This is a genomic window from Mycolicibacterium brisbanense, from assembly GCF_001570425.1.
Lineage (GTDB): Bacteria > Actinomycetota > Actinomycetes > Mycobacteriales > Mycobacteriaceae > Mycobacterium > Mycobacterium brisbanense.
Window position 1 is genome coordinate 270,413 of record NZ_BCSX01000056.1, and the last position, 16,691, is coordinate 287,103.

The 16,691-nt window shown below is 67.6% G+C and carries 17 protein-coding genes; 9 read left to right on the forward strand and 8 right to left on the reverse strand.

Annotation, left to right across the window (positions count from 1 at the left end; all coding sequences use genetic code 11):
- Window positions 1–6: 6 nt before the first annotated feature.
- Window positions 7–783: an MmpS family transport accessory protein gene (locus RMCB_RS34130; RefSeq protein WP_062832268.1), complete on the reverse strand. Its 777-nt coding sequence runs from the start codon at window positions 781–783 to the stop codon at window positions 7–9.
- 68 nt (window positions 784–851) lie between these two features.
- Between RMCB_RS34130 and RMCB_RS34135 the strand changes: the two genes are divergently transcribed.
- A complete protein-coding gene (locus RMCB_RS34135; protein WP_276064012.1) occupies window positions 852–2,768 on the forward strand; it encodes an alpha/beta hydrolase family protein in 1,917 nt (638 codons plus the stop codon).
- On the opposite strand, the gene RMCB_RS34140 is transcribed toward RMCB_RS34135, so the two are convergent.
- The gene (locus tag RMCB_RS34140) at window positions 2,765–3,361 is read right to left on the reverse strand and encodes an SACE_7040 family transcriptional regulator (protein WP_029371999.1); all 597 of its coding nucleotides are present in this window, start codon (window positions 3,359–3,361) and stop codon (window positions 2,765–2,767) included. The genes RMCB_RS34135 and RMCB_RS34140 overlap by 4 nt on opposite strands.
- Before the next feature lie 81 nt (window positions 3,362–3,442).
- Here RMCB_RS34140 and RMCB_RS34145 point away from each other — a divergent pair, with 81 nt between their 5' ends.
- The 8 genes from RMCB_RS34145 (at window position 3,443) to RMCB_RS34180 (ending at window position 13,160) form a co-directional block, all read left to right on the forward strand.
- Entirely contained in the window at window positions 3,443–4,984 is a 1,542-nt protein-coding gene (locus tag RMCB_RS34145) for a carboxyl transferase domain-containing protein (protein WP_062832269.1), read from the forward strand.
- Between the two features lie 7 nt (window positions 4,985–4,991).
- Window positions 4,992–7,010: an acetyl-CoA carboxylase biotin carboxylase subunit gene (locus RMCB_RS34150; protein WP_062832270.1), complete on the forward strand. Its 2,019-nt coding sequence runs from the start codon at window positions 4,992–4,994 to the stop codon at window positions 7,008–7,010.
- The gene (locus RMCB_RS34155) at window positions 7,007–8,170 is read left to right on the forward strand and encodes an acyl-CoA dehydrogenase family protein (RefSeq protein ID WP_062832271.1); all 1,164 of its coding nucleotides are present in this window, start codon (window positions 7,007–7,009) and stop codon (window positions 8,168–8,170) included. Before RMCB_RS34150 ends, RMCB_RS34155 begins: the two co-directional genes overlap by 4 nt.
- On the forward strand, window positions 8,167–8,655 hold the full coding sequence (locus RMCB_RS34160) for a MaoC family dehydratase (RefSeq protein WP_029372006.1): 489 nt from the start codon (window positions 8,167–8,169) through the stop codon (window positions 8,653–8,655). The genes RMCB_RS34155 and RMCB_RS34160 overlap by 4 nt, the downstream gene beginning before the upstream one ends.
- The gene (locus tag RMCB_RS34165; RefSeq protein WP_062832272.1) at window positions 8,655–9,464 is read left to right on the forward strand and encodes an HpcH/HpaI aldolase/citrate lyase family protein; all 810 of its coding nucleotides are present in this window, start codon (window positions 8,655–8,657) and stop codon (window positions 9,462–9,464) included. The genes RMCB_RS34160 and RMCB_RS34165 overlap by 1 nt, the downstream gene beginning before the upstream one ends.
- Before the next feature lie 355 nt (window positions 9,465–9,819).
- The gene (gene pdhA, locus RMCB_RS34170; RefSeq protein ID WP_062832273.1) at window positions 9,820–10,911 is read left to right on the forward strand and encodes a pyruvate dehydrogenase (acetyl-transferring) E1 component subunit alpha; all 1,092 of its coding nucleotides are present in this window, start codon (window positions 9,820–9,822) and stop codon (window positions 10,909–10,911) included.
- A 6-nt stretch (window positions 10,912–10,917) separates the two neighbouring features.
- Complete coding sequence (locus RMCB_RS34175) at window positions 10,918–11,976, forward strand: alpha-ketoacid dehydrogenase subunit beta (RefSeq protein WP_062832274.1); 1,059 nt, start codon at window positions 10,918–10,920, stop codon at window positions 11,974–11,976.
- A complete protein-coding gene (locus tag RMCB_RS34180) occupies window positions 11,973–13,160 on the forward strand; it encodes a dihydrolipoamide acetyltransferase family protein (protein ID WP_062832275.1) in 1,188 nt (395 codons plus the stop codon). Before RMCB_RS34175 ends, RMCB_RS34180 begins: the two co-directional genes overlap by 4 nt.
- A gap of 6 nt (window positions 13,161–13,166) precedes the next feature.
- Here the strand turns inward: RMCB_RS34180 and RMCB_RS34185 are convergent, their stop codons facing one another.
- The 6 genes from RMCB_RS34185 to RMCB_RS34210 all read right to left on the reverse strand — a co-directional run.
- Window positions 13,167–13,919 carry an enoyl-CoA hydratase gene (locus RMCB_RS34185; protein WP_062832299.1) on the reverse strand — a complete coding sequence of 251 codons (753 nt, stop codon included), beginning with the start codon at window positions 13,917–13,919 and terminating at the stop codon, window positions 13,167–13,169.
- Between the two features lie 129 nt (window positions 13,920–14,048).
- Window positions 14,049–14,420, reverse strand: coding sequence for a hypothetical protein (locus RMCB_RS34190; RefSeq protein ID WP_062832276.1), 372 nt, complete (start codon window positions 14,418–14,420; stop codon window positions 14,049–14,051).
- Between the two features lie 25 nt (window positions 14,421–14,445).
- Window positions 14,446–14,787, reverse strand: a complete 342-nt coding sequence (locus RMCB_RS34195; protein WP_062832277.1) for a hypothetical protein — start codon at window positions 14,785–14,787, stop codon at window positions 14,446–14,448.
- Window positions 14,788–14,877: 90 nt separating this feature from the next.
- Window positions 14,878–15,612, reverse strand: coding sequence for a hypothetical protein (locus RMCB_RS34200; RefSeq protein ID WP_062832278.1), 735 nt, complete (start codon window positions 15,610–15,612; stop codon window positions 14,878–14,880).
- A 29-nt stretch (window positions 15,613–15,641) separates the two neighbouring features.
- The gene (locus RMCB_RS34205; protein WP_062832300.1) at window positions 15,642–16,328 is read right to left on the reverse strand and encodes an MspA family porin; all 687 of its coding nucleotides are present in this window, start codon (window positions 16,326–16,328) and stop codon (window positions 15,642–15,644) included.
- 82 nt (window positions 16,329–16,410) lie between these two features.
- The coding region (locus RMCB_RS34210) for an MspA family porin (RefSeq protein WP_234792345.1) at window positions 16,411–16,691 on the reverse strand (281 nt) is incomplete at its 5' end.

Consider the following 16,691-nt stretch of genomic DNA (forward strand, 5'->3'; position numbering starts at 1 on the left):
GCGCCGTCAGGGCGCCGCGCCGGCGCACACGGTCAGGCCGGTGCCGGTGCGCTGCACGGTTTGCACGCCGTTCACGGTCACCGAGCAGCTGATCTGCGGGCCGAAGTTGATGATCGTGATGCTCGCGGTCTGGGAGGCGGGCTGCGGCAGCTCGACCTGCTTGCTCCACGGCAGCATGACGTTGAACTCCGTCTGCAGCATGTTGCCGGTATCGATGTAGGTGATGTTGATCGCCCGGCCCTCCCCGGTGACCGAGTAGGTCACGGTGTCGGTGGCGCCCGGCGTCGACGATGTCGTGGGTGAGGTCGGTGTGGTGACCGGTGGCGCAGCGGTGGGACTAGGCGTGCGCGATGTGGTGGTCGGCGTGCTGCGGGTGGTGGTCGCGCTGGGCTGCGGGCTCACCGGCGGGGCGACGACGGTTTCCTGCTGCGAGCTGTTGATGATGACCAGGGCGATGACCAAGCCGACGACGAGCAGCACCGCCACCGCGGCCAGGATCCACAGCCACATCCTGGGCTTGTCGTCATCGGGCTCCGGGGCAGGAGGCTGACCTGGCGGCGGGTAACCCGTCCCGTACTGCCCGGTTGCGTTGGGGCCGTACCCATAGGGAGGGTAGGAGGGCAGCTGCTGGGTCGGATTCGACGTCGAGTTCGGCCCGGCCGGATAACCGGGTGGCTGGTACGGAGGCTGGTCGGCGTAGGCCGGCTCCGGATAGTCCACCGGGTATCCGCTGCCGAGCGGTTGGGTCGGATCAGAACCCTCGCGGCGTGGTGAATCGGTCATGCCCACCTCATGGCAGCAGGGTACCTGTGCGGGCGCTCAGTGTGCTGTGGCGGCGGGCCGCCCGGTAGATGTGGCGGCGGGCCGCCCGGGTAGATGTGGTCAGACAGTGGCGGAAAGGAGTGCGGGGAGTGGAGCGGCACGTTCGGGTGAACTATGGCGCGTCGTTGTCGCCGGATGCGACGGCGTTCGCCCACCTGGTCGACGACGGTGGCTACCCGCGCGCGGTACAGAGGTTCCTGCGCGGTTGGCGGGCCAGCTCGTCGCGTGACGTGGAACTGCCGGTCGCAGGTCCGGTGACGCGGGTCATCCACTCGGCCGATGGGCACTGGCTGGCGTGCGAGGTTGCGCCTGAAGGTGGCACCCGAAGCCAGATCTGGGTGGTGACCACCGATCCTGACGACCGCGACGCGCGCCGCGTCGACATCTGGCCGCCGGATGCGCCCGAGGGCACCGCCGAACTCATCGGCTGGGACGGCACGCAGGTGGCGGCCATCCTCACCGGGGACGACGGCGTCGGCAGCTCGTGCCTGATCGACCCGGCGACCGGTGAGACCACCGTGCTCGACCGGCGGTCCGCAGGCCGTCTCGTCGACTCCTGGGCGGGCGCGTCGCTGGTGCGAGTCGGGCCGCGTGGGTACCGCGAGCTGATCATGCTGTGGGGTCAGCGGGAGATCGCGCTGCTGCCGTTCGATCCCGGGTCCACCACCGACGCAGGCGTGATACTCGACGACCATCAGCCCCGCCGGCTGCGCAGCGGTCTGGAGGGTGAGACCGCGCTGATCGAACCGGCCAAGAATTACCCGCCGGGCAGTTCGGAAGGCTACGTGCGGGCGCTCATCCGCAGCGAGAACGGCGCGTCTCACGCACGGCTGATGGAGGTCACGGTGACCGCCGAAGGCGTGTCGTATCACGTCGTCGCCGAACGGCCCGGCTATGAACTCGACGAGTTCGTGGTCAGCGACGACCTGTCGACGGTGGCGATGTTGTGGAACATCGACGGCTGCAGCGAACTACAGATCTTGGAGTATGCCGACGAGACGCTGGCCGAACCGATTCCGCTGCCCGGCATGGTGGCCAGCGAATTGAGCATCAGCGCAGGCGGTTCCATGGTCGCGATGACCGTCCAGGGACCGTCCCTGCCGCCGACGGTGGAACTGGTCGACCCGCGGACCAGGGAATGGGAGCGTATCGACCGCGAGCCCAGCCTCGGACCACTCACCGGCACACCGACTTTGGAGCGCATCACCGCGCGCGACGGGCTGGAACTCAACGCCTGGCTGTACCGGCCGGACCGGGAGCCGATCGGCGCGATGATCTTCCTGCACGGCGGTCCCGAAGGACAGGCTCGGCCCGACTACAACGAGTTCTATCCGAGGTTGCTGGAAGCCGGTATCGCGGTGTTGACGCCGAACGTGCGGGGATCCGGAGGATTCGGCCGGGCCTTCATGCATGCCGACGACAGGGAACTGCGTTTCGCCGCCATCGACGACGTGGCCGACTGCGTGCAGTATCTGGTCGAGCGCGGACACGCCCGGGCCGATCGCATCGCGTGCAGCGGCTGGTCCTACGGCGGGTATCTGACGCTGGCGGCGTTGACCTTTCATCCTGAGCTGTTCGCCGCGGGCATCAGCATCTGCGGCATGAGCGATCTGAACACCTTCTACCGCAACACCGAACCGTGGATCGCCGCTGCGGCGCATCCCAAGTACGGGCATCCGGTGGCCGATCGCGAGCTGTTGGAAAAGCTGTCGCCGTTGTCGCGGGCGTCTGCGCTGACGGCACCGCTCCTGTTGGTCCACGGCGCCAACGACACCAATGTGCCGGTGGGGGAGTCCGAGCAGATGTACGACGCGCTGCGCGGATTGGGGCGGACGGTGGAACTGCTGATGTTCGACGACGACGGCCACGAGATCGTCAAACGGGAGAACCGGGCGGTGCTCGGCGAAGCCATGACGCGCTGGCTGCTCAAGGCGTTCGCCGACTAACGGGTGGCGTGCAGCGCCGCGAGCGTCATCCGGCGCAGCACTTCACGTGAACGTGCCTTGGGCGCAGCGGGTTTGACGCTGTACGGGGTTGAGTTGAGCAGCCCGAACGCCGCGTGCGCCATCACCCGAGCGTCGTCCTCGGCCAGTTCCGGGTCGAGCCGCGTCAGCACCGACACCCAGATCTCGACGTACTGGCGCTGCGAGCGGCGGACCTGGCGCGCTGCGGTGTCGGGCAGATGGGCCAGGTCGCGGTCCTGGATGCGGATCAGGTCGGGTTCGTCGAACACGAAATCCAGGTGGAAGTCGACGAGGTCGTCGAGTGCCGTGCGGGCATCGTCGTCCTTCGCGATGACGTCGCGTGCACCGGCGAGCAGTCGGGTGCTGATGCCGACCAGCAGTTCCACCAGCATCGCTTCTTTGTTGGGGAAGTGCCGGTAGATCGCCGGCCCGCTGACACCGACGGCTGCGCCGATGTCCTCCAGTCGGACCGCGAGGTAGCCACGTTCGGCCACCAATCGTTCCGCGGCGGCGATCAGCTGACTGCGGCGATCGGATTTGGCCTGGCTGCGTCGGGTGACGGCGCTGTTCGTCATGGCGCCTCCGGGGGTAGACAACTCGGTTAATCGTGACTAACATACCACGAGTTAGTCACGATTAACTCAAATGGAGCTGCATTGTCATCGCATACAGACGACCATCTGGCGTTGGTCGCGCAGCTGCGCACCAAACTCGCCACCGCGGCCCTCGGCGGACCGGAGCGGGCCCGGGAACGACACGTCAGTCGGGGCAAGCTGCTCCCGCGCGATCGGGTCGACGGCCTGCTCGACGCGGGCAGCCCCTTCCTGGAGATCGCCCCGCTGGCGGCCAACGGCATGTACGACGACGAGTGCCCGGGCGCCGGAATGATCGCGGGCATCGGCCGGGTGTCCGGCCGCGAATGCGTGATCGTCGCCAACGACGCGACGGTCAAAGGCGGTACGTACTACCCGATCACGGTCAAGAAGCATCTGCGGGCCCAGGAGATCGCACTGCAGAACCACCTGCCGTGCATCTACCTGGTCGACTCTGGCGGTGCCTTCCTGCCGCGCCAGGACGAGGTGTTCCCGGACCGCGAGCACTTCGGCCGGATCTTCTACAACCAGGCCACCATGAGCGCCAAGGGCATCGCGCAGATCGCGGCCGTGCTCGGATCGTGCACGGCCGGTGGTGCATACGTGCCTGCCATGAGCGACGAGGCGGTCATCGTTCGCAACCAGGGCACCATCTTCCTGGGCGGCCCGCCGCTGGTGAAGGCCGCGACCGGCGAGGTCGTCACCGCCGAGGACCTCGGCGGCGGCGATCTGCATTCCAAGATCTCCGGTGTCACAGACCATCTGGCGCACGACGACCGCGACGCGTTGCGCATCGTGCGCAACATCGTCTCGACGCTCGGGCCCGCCCCGGCGCCACCCTGGGCGGTGGAGCCCGCGGTCGACGCCGTCGCCGACCAAACCGAGCTCTACGACGTCGTCCCGGTGGACCCGCGCGTGCCCTACGACGTGCATGAGGTGATCACCCGGATCGTCGATGACGGGCGGTTCAGCGAGTTCAAAGCCGAATACGGCACCACACTGGTCACCGGCTTCGCCAGGATCCACGGTCACCCCGTCGGCATCATCGCCAACAACGGTGTGCTGTTCGGCGAATCCGCGCTCAAGGGAGCGCATTTCATTGAACTGTGCGACAAACGCAAGATCCCGCTGCTGTTCCTGCAGAACATCTCCGGCTTCATGGTCGGCCGCGACTACGAGGCCGGCGGCATCGCCAAACACGGTGCCAAGATGGTGACCGCGGTGGCGTGCGCGCGGGTGCCGAAACTGACCGTCGTGATCGGCGGCTCGTACGGCGCGGGAAACTACTCCATGTGTGGCCGGGCGTATTCGCCGCGCTTCCTGTGGATGTGGCCCAATGCCCGTATCTCGGTGATGGGTGGCGAGCAAGCCGCGTCGGTCCTGGCCACGGTGCGCGGTGAGATGACCGATGAGCAAGCCGAAGAGTTCAAAGCGCCGATTCGCGCGCAGTACGAGCACCAGGGCAATCCCTACTATTCGACAGCGCGGCTCTGGGACGACGGCGTGATCGATCCCGCCGATACCAGAACAGTTCTGGGACTTGCTCTTTCGGTTGTCGGCCAGGCTCCGCTGGAGCCGGTCTCCTACGGCGTCTTCCGGATGTGAGGCAGAGATGACGACTTTCGACACAGTGCTGGTCGCCAACCGCGGCGAAATCGCGGTGCGGGTGATTCGCACCCTGCGCGAGATGGGAATCCGTTCGGTCGCCGTGTTCAGCGAGGCCGACGCCGGTGCCCGGCATGTCCTCGAAGCCGATGTCGCGGTGTGCATCGGCCCGGCGGCGGCACGGCAGAGTTACCTCAATATCGCCGCGGTCGTCGACGCCGCCCGTCGCACCGGAGCGCAGGCCGTGCACCCGGGTTACGGATTCCTTTCCGAGAACGCCGAATTCGCCGCAGCACTGCAGGACGCAGGGATCGTGTTCATCGGCCCGCCCGCCACCGCGATCGCCACCATGGGCGACAAGATCGCGGCCAAAGCGGCCGTGTCCGCGTTCGGAGTGCCTGTCGTGCCTGGTATCGTCCCGCACGCGAGGAGGACCAAAGACGAAAGCCCCGGCCTCACCGACGACGATCTGATCAGCGGTGCCCCCGAGGTCGGCTTCCCGGTGCTGGTGAAGCCGTCCGCCGGTGGCGGCGGCAAGGGCATGCGCGTGGTGCACGAGGCGGCCGAACTACCGGGTGCGCTGGCGTCCGCGCGACGCGAGGCGGCTGCCGCGTTCGGCGACGACACCTTGTTCCTCGAACGGTTCGTGTTGCGGCCCCGGCACATCGAGGTCCAGGTTCTCGCCGATGGCCACGGCAACGTGATCCACCTCGGTGAGCGGGAATGCAGCCTGCAGCGCCGCCACCAGAAGGTCATCGAAGAGGCGCCGTCGCCGCTGCTGGATCCCGCCACCCGGGCCCGGATCGGCGCTGCCGCATGCGATACCGCGCGCAGCGTCGACTACACCGGTGCGGGCACCGTCGAGTTCATCGTCTCCGCCGACAAACCCGACGAGTTCTTCTTCATGGAGATGAACACGCGGTTGCAGGTCGAACACCCGGTCACCGAGATGGTCACCGGTATCGACTTGGTGGAGCAGCAGATTCGCATCGCCGCAGGCGACAAGCTTTCATTGAGCCAGGACGACATCGTGATGACCGGGCATGCCGTCGAGGCCCGGGTCTACGCCGAGGATCCTGCCAACGGCTTCCTTCCGACCGGCGGACCGGTGCTCGGACTGAGCGAACCCACCGGAGCCGGTATCCGTGTCGACTCGGGTCTGGCGGCCGGAACCGTGGTCGGCAGCGACTACGACCCGATGCTCGCCAAGGTCATCGCATACGGCGACGATCGCGCCGCCGCGCTGCACACCCTGGACCGGGCGCTCGCCGACACCGCGGTCCTCGGCGTCACCACCAACACCGAATTCCTGCGCTTCCTACTGGCCGATCCCGATGTTGCCGCAGGCCGTCTCGACACCGGTCTGCTGGACCGTCGCGCACCCGATTTCACCCCGACCGCCGTCGGGGACGAACAGATGATCGCGGCCGCGTCGTATCTGTGGCTGCGGCACTGGTCGGAGGCGGGTGACAGCCTCTGGCAGCTGCCGTCCGGCTGGCGTGTCGGCGGGCGGGCACCGGCAGCGTTCCGGCTGCAGGCCACCGGCCGCACCGATCACGTCTATCTCACCGGAACCCCCGACCGAGCCTCGGCGGCCGTCGAGAACGGCGGAAACCACACCGTCAGTGCCTCTTTCGACGACGGGCTGCTGGCGGTCACATTGGACGGCCTGCGCACCGAGTACCTCGTCGCCGCGACCGACGGCCGGCTGTGGCTGGCCGGCGGCGGGCGCGTCTGGACCGTCGCGGAGGTCCGCGAAGCGCCGGTGCGCCCCGATGACGAGCACAGCGGGGATGCCGAGTTGACCAGCCCGATGCCGGGTTCTGTTGTCGCCGTTGGCGTGAACCACAGCGACGCGGTCGCGGCGGGCGCCATGGTGGTCACCGTCGAGGCGATGAAGATGGAACACGCATTGACCGCGCCGGTCGACGGCACCGTCGAACTACTCGTCGCCGTCGGCGACCAGGTCAAAGTGGGTCAGCCGCTGGCCCGAATCACCGCTGCAACACAGGAGACCCAATCATGAGCGAATTTCTTTCCACCGGAACGCTGCCCGACCACTACGAGCAGCTGGCCAAGACGGTCCGCGACTTCGCCCAGAGCGTGGTCGCACCGGTGAGCGCCAAGCACGACGAGGAGCATTCGTTCCCGTACGAGGTGATCGACGGCATGGCCGAGATGGGCCTGTTCGGCCTGCCGTTCCCCGAGGAGTACGGCGGCATGGGCGGGGACTACTTCGCGCTGTGCCTCGCGCTCGAGGAACTCGGCAAGGTCGACCAGAGCGTGGCGATCACGCTCGAGGCCGGGGTGTCGCTGGGCGCGATGCCCGTGTACCGCTTCGGCAACGACGCGCAGAAGCAGGAGTGGCTGCCGCTGCTGGCCAGCGGCAAGGCGCTGGGCGCGTTCGGCCTGACCGAGGCGGGCGGCGGCAGCGACGCAGGCGCCACCAAGACCACCGCGAAGCTCGACGGCGACAGCTGGGTGATCAACGGCTCCAAGCAATTCATCACCAACTCGGGCACCGACATCACCAAACTTGTGACCGTCACCGCGGTCACGGGTGAGAAAGCCGGTGGCAAAAAAGAGATCTCGTCGATCCTGGTGCCGGTTCCGACCAAGGGCTTCACGGCCGAGCCGGCGTACAACAAGGTCGGCTGGAACGCCTCGGACACGCATCCGCTGAGTTTCGACGACGTCCGCGTGCCTGCCGAGAACCTGCTCGGTGAGCGCGGGCGTGGCTACGCCAACTTCCTGCGCATCCTCGACGAGGGCCGCATCGCGATCGCCGCGCTGTCGGTCGGTGTCGCACAGGGGTGCGTCGACGAATGCGTCAAGTACGCCAAGGAACGTCAGGCCTTCGGCGCGGCCATCGGCACCTACCAGGCCATCGCCTTCAAGATCGCGCGCATGGAAGCCCGCGCCCACACTGCCCGGGCCGCCTACTACGACGCCGCCGCGTTGATGCTGGCGGGCAAGCCCTTCAAGAAGGCCGCGGCGGTGGCCAAGCTGGTCGCCAGCGAGGCCGCGATGGACAACGCCCGCGATGCCACGCAGGTGTTCGGCGGCTACGGGTTCATGAACGAATACCCGGTAGCCCGGCACTACCGCGACAGCAAGATCCTCGAAATCGGTGAGGGCACAACCGAAGTGCAGCTGATGCTGATCGCTCGGGAGGCCGGTCTGTGAGTGACAGGAAAGTAATCGAGCAGCGCGGCCTGTGGTTCGAGGAGTTCGAGATCGGGGTGCGTTACCTGCACCGGCCGGGCCGCACCCTCACCGAGGCCGACAATGTCCTGTTCACCACGCTGACCATGAATACCCAGGCGCTGCACCTCGATGCGGCGTTTTCCGACGCGCTTCCGCCGTTCAATGCACGGCTGGTCAACTCGATGCTGACGTTGTCGACGCTGGTCGGTCTCTCGGTCGCTCAGCTCACCCAGGGCACCATCGTCGGCAACCTGGGTTTCTCCGAAATCGCCTTTCCCAAACCGCTTTTCCACGGTGACACGCTGTACGCCGAAACCGAGATCACCGAGAAGCGCGCATCCAAGAGCCGTCCGGGTGAGGGCATCGTGACGTTCGCCCACACCGGACGTAACCAGCACGGCGACATCGTCGCGACCGCGTCACGTAAGACGATGGTGCGGATGCGTCCGGAAGGCGAGCAGTAATGGCCCTCACGAACAACGGGCCCGGCTGGTTGTTCTGCCCGGCCGACCGGCCCGAGCGATTCGAAAAGGCCGCAGCGGCAGCCGACGTCGTGATCCTCGATCTCGAGGACGGAGTCGCGGCCAAGGACCGCCCCGCGGCGCGCCAGGCACTGATCGACACGCGGCTGGACCCGGCCCGCACCGTGGTCCGGGTCAATCCGGCCACCACCGCCGACCACCAGCTCGACCTCGAGGCCGTGGCCGCGACCGACTACACCACGGTGATGCTGGCCAAATCCGAGCACCTCGACCAGGTTCGGGCATTGGCGCCGTTGGATGTGGTGGTCCTCATCGAGACTCCGCTGGGCGCGCTCAACGTCGTCGACCTCGTGCAGGCCGACAACGCGTTGGCGGTGATGTGGGGTGCCGAGGATCTGTTCGCGGTAACCGGCGGTACGGCCAACCGGTGGCCCGACGGCAGATATCGCGACGTCGCGCAGCATGTCCGCTCGCAGACGCTGCTGGCAGCCAAGGCCTACGGGAAGATGGCACTCGACTCGGTGTACCTCGACATCAAAGATCTCGATGGACTGCGAGCAGAGGTCGACGACGCGGTGGCGGTCGGGTTCGACGCCAAGGTGGCGATCCATCCGTCGCAGGTCGCGGTGATCCGGGCCGGCTATACCCCGACCGATGAGCAGATCGAGTGGGCGCGGGCCGTCCTCGACCGCGTGGCCACCGAACGCGGTGTCTTCCAGCACGACGGTCTCATGGTCGACGCCCCTGTGCTGCGGCGCGCGGAGCGCATCGTCGCCCTGGCTCCGCTGTGATGTCCTGATCCACACACTGTGGCGAGTGTGCAGCTTGCTGTGGCATTTCCCCTTCGTCACGTCGTCAAGCTGCACGCTCGTCACGGGGTCCGGAACGGACATTGTGTACCGACTACACGCATGCCGTAGCCGACACGCCTCCAATCCGTTACCAGCGTTGACCGCGGGCGCATCCGATTCGGGCGCATAATGGCGGTGATGCCCCAGCGCTGCGACGTCCGAGCGATCGTCCAGCTAGCGCCACACCCAGGCGACTAGCCGGCGGCCTCTCACCAGGGGTTTTGTTTGTACCGCCGCCGCGCTGAGCACCTCGCGGACCGACGGCGGAACATGCCGTCACCGAACAGGAGGCGGTATGGCTGAGCCATATGCGACGCCGCAGAGCGTCGAAGAAGATCCGGTGCGGCTGGTCGAGGCCGACGGATCACCGACATCCGAGACGCGCTACAGCCGCGATCTGCCGCCCGAAACATTGAGCTGGCTCTACGAGTCCATGGTCGTGACCCGCGACCTGGACACCGAGTTCATCAACCTGCAACGCCAGGGCGAACTCGCGCTGTACGCGTCGTGCCGGGGCCAGGAGGCTGCGCAGATCGGTGCCGCGGCGTGCCTGCGCAAAACCGACTGGCTGTTCCCGCAGTACCGGGAGATCGGCGCCTTCCTGCTGCGCGGCATCACCCCGGGGCAGATCGGTGCGGTGTGGCGGGGTGCCTGGCACGGTGGCCTCGAATTCACCAGTCACTGCGTTGCCCCGGTCGCCATCGCGATCGGCACCCACGGGCTGCACGCGGTCGGTGCGGCGATGGCCGCCGAGCGGCTCGGCGAGGACTCGGTGACGGTCGCCTTCATGGGTGACGGCGCCACCAGCGAGGGCGATGCGCACGAGGCGTTCAACATGGCGTCGGTGTTCAACGCGCCGTGCGTGTTCTTCATCCAGAACAATCAATGGGCCATCTCGGTCCCGGTCGCCCACCAGATGGCGGGACCGTCCATCGCGCACCGGGCCGTCGGCTACGGCATGCCCGGTATCCGCGTCGACGGCAACGACGTACTGGCCTGTTACGCCGTGATGGCCGAGGCTGCCGAACGGGCGCGCCATGGGGGCGGGCCCACGCTGATCGAAGCCGTGACCTACCGGATGGGTCCGCACACCACATCCGACGACCCGACCCGGTACCGGTCCGCCGCAGAGGTGCAGGACTGGCTGACCCGCGACCCGATTGCCCGCTATCGCACTTATCTGGAATCCGTGGGCCTGTTCACCGAGCGCTTGCAGGAACGGGTTGCCGCGCGGTCACACCGCTTGTGCGCCGAACTGCGCGACGCCATCGTCGGTGGAGCCGATCACGACCCCGCCGAGTTGTTCGACACCGTCTATGCCGAGATCACGCCGGAGCTCGCGCGGCAACGCGACGAACTGCTGGCCGAGCTGGCGAAGGAGGCGTGAGCAAAAATGACTCAGATCATCGACCGGCCTGCCGCGCAAGGTGATTCGCAGGAGCCGTGGGGGCCGATCCTCAGACCGGTTCCCGCCACCACCGAACTCACGATGGTGCAAGCGATCAACCGCGCGTTGCACGACGCGATGGCGGCCGACGATCACGTGCTGGTGTTCGGCGAGGATGTCGCCACGCTGGGCGGAGTGTTCCGGGTAACCGAGGGGTTGACCGAAACATTCGGTGCGGACCGGTGTTTCGACACACCACTGGCCGAGTCGGCCATCGTCGGGCTCGCGATCGGAATGGCGATCCGCGGGTTCATCCCGGTGCCGGAGATCCAGTTCGACGGGTTCAGCTACCCGGCCTTCGACCAGATCGTCAGCCACCTGGCCAAATACCGCATGCGCACCCACGGCGACGTCAATCTGGCAGTGACCATCCGCATCCCGTCGTTCGGTGGCATCGGCGCGGTCGAGCACCACTCCGAATCCACCGAGAGCTACTGGCTGCACACCGCCGGTCTCAAGGTGGTGGTGCCCTCGACGCCGTCGGACGCGTACTGGCTGTTGCGACACTCCATCTCCTGCCCGGACCCGGTGATCTACCTGGAACCCAAGCGCCGCTACTGGGCACGTGAAGCCGTCGACACGGCCACCCCTGGGCTGCCGCTCGGGCGGGCGGCGGTGCGGCGCACCGGATCCGACGTCACGGTGATCACCTATGGCGGGTTGGTCGCCACCGCACTGAGCGCGGCGGACCTGGCCGCCGAACGGGGCTGGAGCCTGGAGATCCTCGATCTGCGCACGCTCAACCCACTGGACTTCGACACGATCGCCGACTCGGTGCGCCGAACAGGCCGAGCCGTGGTGATGCACGAGGGCCCGCGCACTCTCGGCTTCGGGTCAGAGCTGGCCGCGCGTATCTCGGAGGAACTGTTCTACGACCTCGAGGCTCCGGTGTTGCGCGCCACCGGTTTTGACACGCCGTATCCGCCGGCCCGGCTGGAGAAGCTGTGGTTGCCCGGCGTGGACCGGCTACTCGACTGCGTCGAGCGTGCGATGGGTCAGCCGTGAACCGGGAGTTCCTGGTTCCCGACCTCGGTGAGGGACTTCAGGACGCCACCATCACAGGCTGGAACGTGGCCGTCGGCGACACCGTCGCGTTGAACCAGACGCTGTGCACGGTCGAGACCAACAAGGCCGAGGTCGAGATTCCCAGCCCGTATGCGGGGCAGGTTCTCGAACTCGGCGGGGCGGCAGGCGACACGTTGGCCGTCGGGGCGTTGTTGGCAAGGATAGAAACCAGCGAATCGGCCCCGGCCCGCACACCCACGAACGGCACCGGCACGGCACGTAAGGCCGTTTTGGTCGGCTACGGGGCCGACGATTCGATGGATGCCAGCCGACGCCGCACGCCCACCCCAGAATCCGGGCGGCCACGGGCGAAACCGCCGGTGCGCAAGTTGGCCGCTGAATTGCACGTCGACCTCACCACGCTGGCACCGGGATCCGGCCCCGAAGGCATCATCACCCGCGACGATGTGCTCGCCGCGGCCGACGGTGCCGAACGGCTCGACGTGCGCGGCGTCCAGGCCGAGATGGCGCGACGAATGATGTTGGCACACCGTGAGATACCCGATGCACACGCGAGCGTCGAGGTGGATTGCACTGCGCTGCTTGCACTCCGGGACCGGATCCTCGCCGCGGACAACGGACTACCCGTCACCCCGTTCGTCCTCACCCTGCGGATGTTGGTGATCGCTCTGCGGCGGCATCCGATCCTGAACTCGACCTGGGTGGTCACCGACGAGCGTCCCCGCATCCATCAGCATCCCGCCGTTCACCTCGGGTTCGGTGTCGCCGCCCCTCGGGGTCTATTGGTGCCCGTCGTCGCCAATGCCCAGCGCCTCACCACACGCGAACTGGCCCAAACGGTTTCGCGGCTCGTCGACGGTGCGCGGGCCGGATCGCTGACGCCGCAGCAACTGACGGGATCGACGTTCACGGTGTCGAACTACGGTGCGCTCGGGCTCGACGACGGAGTTCCGGTGATCAACTATCCGGAGGCGGCGATTCTCGGTATGGGGTCGCTCAAGCCGCGACCGGTGGTCGTCGACGGAGCCGTGACGGCGCGCCCGATCATGACCTTGACCTGTGCCTTCGACCACCGGATCGCCGACGGGGCACAGGCCGCCGCGTTTCTGGTCGAGCTGAAGAACCTGATCGAGGCGCCGGAGTTGGCGTTGCTCGACCTGTAGACCGCGCTACTTGCGCTTCGCCGCTGCGAGCCGACTGGCGAATTCAGGCGATTCGATGGAGGCGGCCTGCGGCCCCAACTCGGTGTCGACGGCCATCCGATGCTGGTCGATGTCGATGACCCCTGGATTGGCGGTGGCCCGCATCGATGCCTTGGTGGCGATGACGACGTCGCGCGGAGCGCTCGCGGGGCCGGCCGCGAGCTCCCGGGCCGCCCCCACCGGATCGACGGCAATGCTCAGCGCCAGGCCGTGCCGCAGCGCTGCGTCGGCGTCGAACCGCATTCCGAACAGCAGAGCCGCCCGGGCGACCTGGGGCCCGACCGCCCGTTGCAGCATCCACGTGGCGCCCCCGCCGGGATGGATGCCGAGCTTCTGGAAGCGGGGATCGAACAGTGCCCCGGGTCCGGCGATCCGGACATCCGCGGCCAGCGCGAGGTTCAGGCCCGCCCCGACGGCGGCACCGTTCACCGCCGCGATGGTCGGCAACGTGCAGTGCGCGATGGCCAGGAAACCGTCGTAGATCTTGCGTAAACCGTCCTCGGTGGCGGCGCCCAGCGCTGTGAGATCCGCACCGGCGCAGAAGGCTTTGCCGGCTCCGGTGACGATCACGGCGTGCACGCCCTGGTCGGCTTCGGCAGTGTCGACGGCGGCCCTGAGGGCCGCTGACATTTCGAAGGTGACCGCATTGCGGCGCTCGGGATCGTTGACCGTGATGAGCGCGATGCGGTCGGAGACGTCGAGCAGGACGGATTCGGCCATGGCGTGAGCGTAGCGCTTGTGCACCCCGGCTGGTCCGTGCCTGAGGTCTCTACCCGATAATGAAAGCATGTTGGCCGACAACGGCGTCCGCGTCGTGGATGGGATCTCCTGACCCGTGTTGGACACGAATCAGCACGGCGAAACGGCCGAAACCACGCCGTGGCACGAGCGCCCCGCCGCGGTTGCGCTGGCCGGTCTCGGGGGAATTGTCGCGATAGTGGCGTTGATCGTGGCGGTTGTCATGACCTCACAGCACTCCAGCGAGCCGCCCCCACCTGTCGACTCGCCGGGATCGAGCACCGCCACAACATCGGCGACGACGTCACGCACCACATCGACCACCACGTCGTACTCGCGCCCGTCCGGCGTCGTGACCACCTCCGATACCCCGCCACCCCCGCCGGTGGAGGCTCCACCGCCGGTCGAGGAGGCGCCTGCGACGACCACGGCTCCCGCGACGACCACGATGTCGAATCCGTACCAGAGCACGACGGCGCCCAATGGCGCTGCGTTCTGAGGAGTCAGCTCAGCCGAACCCGATGCCGATACCGCCCCAGACGCCTGAGTCGTCGGGTTCGTTGGGGCACGAAACATCCACGTACACAGTGGTATTGGCGGGCACGGCGCCAGGGGAGCGGTCGGGGTTGTGCACCGCGGTGACCTTGCAGCGTGCGAGTGGCTCATTGCTGACGCCGCTGACCCAGTTGATCTGCACGTTGTAGCCCTGGGCGGTGAGATCACCGATGGTGTCGGCGGCTGACTGGGCGCCTGCGCGAGGGTCGGCAGCAGCGCCGGCAGCGTAACCGAGCGATATGCCAACGGCGGCAGCGGTGATCGCGAACAGAGCGCGTTTCGGTCGAACCGACATCGCGGCCTCCCGAGAGCTGGACTGCGTATGCCCTATCCAGCATAAACGTTCGGGCAGCGTCCGGATATCACCGAACGCTGCCCGAATGTCTCACGGTGCGGGCGGTGCGCCGGGCGGCGGCGGGATCACCGGTGCGCCCGGAGCCGGCGGTGGCCCGGCTGGATCCGGCAGGTTCTCACCGAGGCCCTGCGGAATGTTGGTGCCAGGCGGGGGCGCGGTCCCCGGAAGAGGTTCGCCGAGTTGCTCTTTGGGCACCTGGCCGAGCATCCCGCCATGCAGATTGCCGTTGCGGTACAGCGTGTGGATCTGCCGCAGCCAGTCGAGCCCCGAGATGTCGGCGTTCTCCTGACCCGGAGCGACGCCGACGACGGTCCCCTGACCGGGTGCCGACGGTTTCTCGTTCTGCGGGAAGAAGTTCCCGTTGTTGAACGCGCGGAGGTTCGGTGCGTTGGTGGGCGGACCCGCACCCGGTGCCGACGGAACCGGGTACTGCCCGAGCAGGGCGCCCGGGCTCATGTCGATTCCGTTGGGAACACCCAGTTTGCCCGGAGCCGACTCATCGCCGTTCTGGGCCAGCACCGACAGCCCGTTCGGCCCGAGCGGTGCGCCCGCGACGGGTACCTCCGGTCCGGGCGGGGGCGGCGGTTCAGGCGCGGGGGCCGGGGCGGCCACCGCGGGAGGACCCGGAACATCCGGTGGCGGTGCCGGATCGGCGGCGGCGGTTGCCGAGCAGGCAACCGCCGCGCCGACCGCGAACAGCCCGGCTGCGGCGAGGGTGGCCACCGCGTTCCTGACTGCGGATGTGCCTTCTGAGTTCTCGCTCATGCCTTCGTGTTTCGCTTTCACTCAGATCGTCAGACGGCCTTGGTGACGCCGTAGTAGGCGACGACGTCGTCGGTGTCGGTGGTGGAGCTGGTGAGGGTGGCGTAGGAGCGTAGGAAGGATTGTCCGACGCAGCCGTCGACCTTGATGTGCACATCCTTGAGCGTGACGCGCACCGGTGCTGCCTTGAACGACTTCTTGTCCACCGAGACGTTGGTGACGGTACCGGGCTTGGGGTGGATTTCCAGGGTGCCCGACAGCGGCATGCTCACACCGGTGGGGATGATGCCGGCCAGGGTGGACCCGGAGGTGCTCAGACCGATCGACCCGATCAAACGGACTTGGCCGAGTTCGATGCCGCAGCCGATTTGGTAGCCGGTGTCGAGGGTGCCGCCGGTGAGGGTGGTCGAACCGCTGCCGGTGACGGTGCCGGTGAAGGTGCCCGCGACGAGGTATTCCCGCGAGGACGCGGCGGTGGTCAGCGGCGCAATGGGCAGCTGGCTTTCGTTGGTGGCCGCGACGGTGAGTTTCCAGCCGTCGGGGGTGGTCACGACGCCGGGTTCGGCGGAGGCGACCAGGCCGTTGTCGGGTGGGGGGCCGTCGGCGGCGGGATCGGCCGGCGGTGGGGGCGGTGGTGGCGGGTCGGCGGAGGCCAGGGGTGCCACGGCGACCGGGGCCAACATGCAGACTGCTGCCAGGGTGGCGAGACGATTGAACATGCGGGGACTTGTGCCTCTCGTGGGTTGCGTGTCCGAGGGATCGACGGCGGTGGTCATGTCGGTGTGGTGTGCGGGGCGTGGGTTAGACGGCCTTGGTCACGCCGAGGTAGGTGACGACGTCGTCGGTGTTGTCGGTGGAGCTGGTCAGTGTGGAGTAGGTGCGGATGAATGACTGACCGGCGCACTGGTCGAACTTGATGCGCACCCCGGTGATGGTCACGCGGGTTCCCTTGCCCTTGAACGACTTTTTGTCGATGGGGACGATGGTGACGGTGCCGGGCTTGAGGTAGACCTTGCCCTGCAGGCTGATGCCGGTGCCGGCGTTGATGTCGCTGGCGGATCCGGTGAAGGGGATTTTGATGC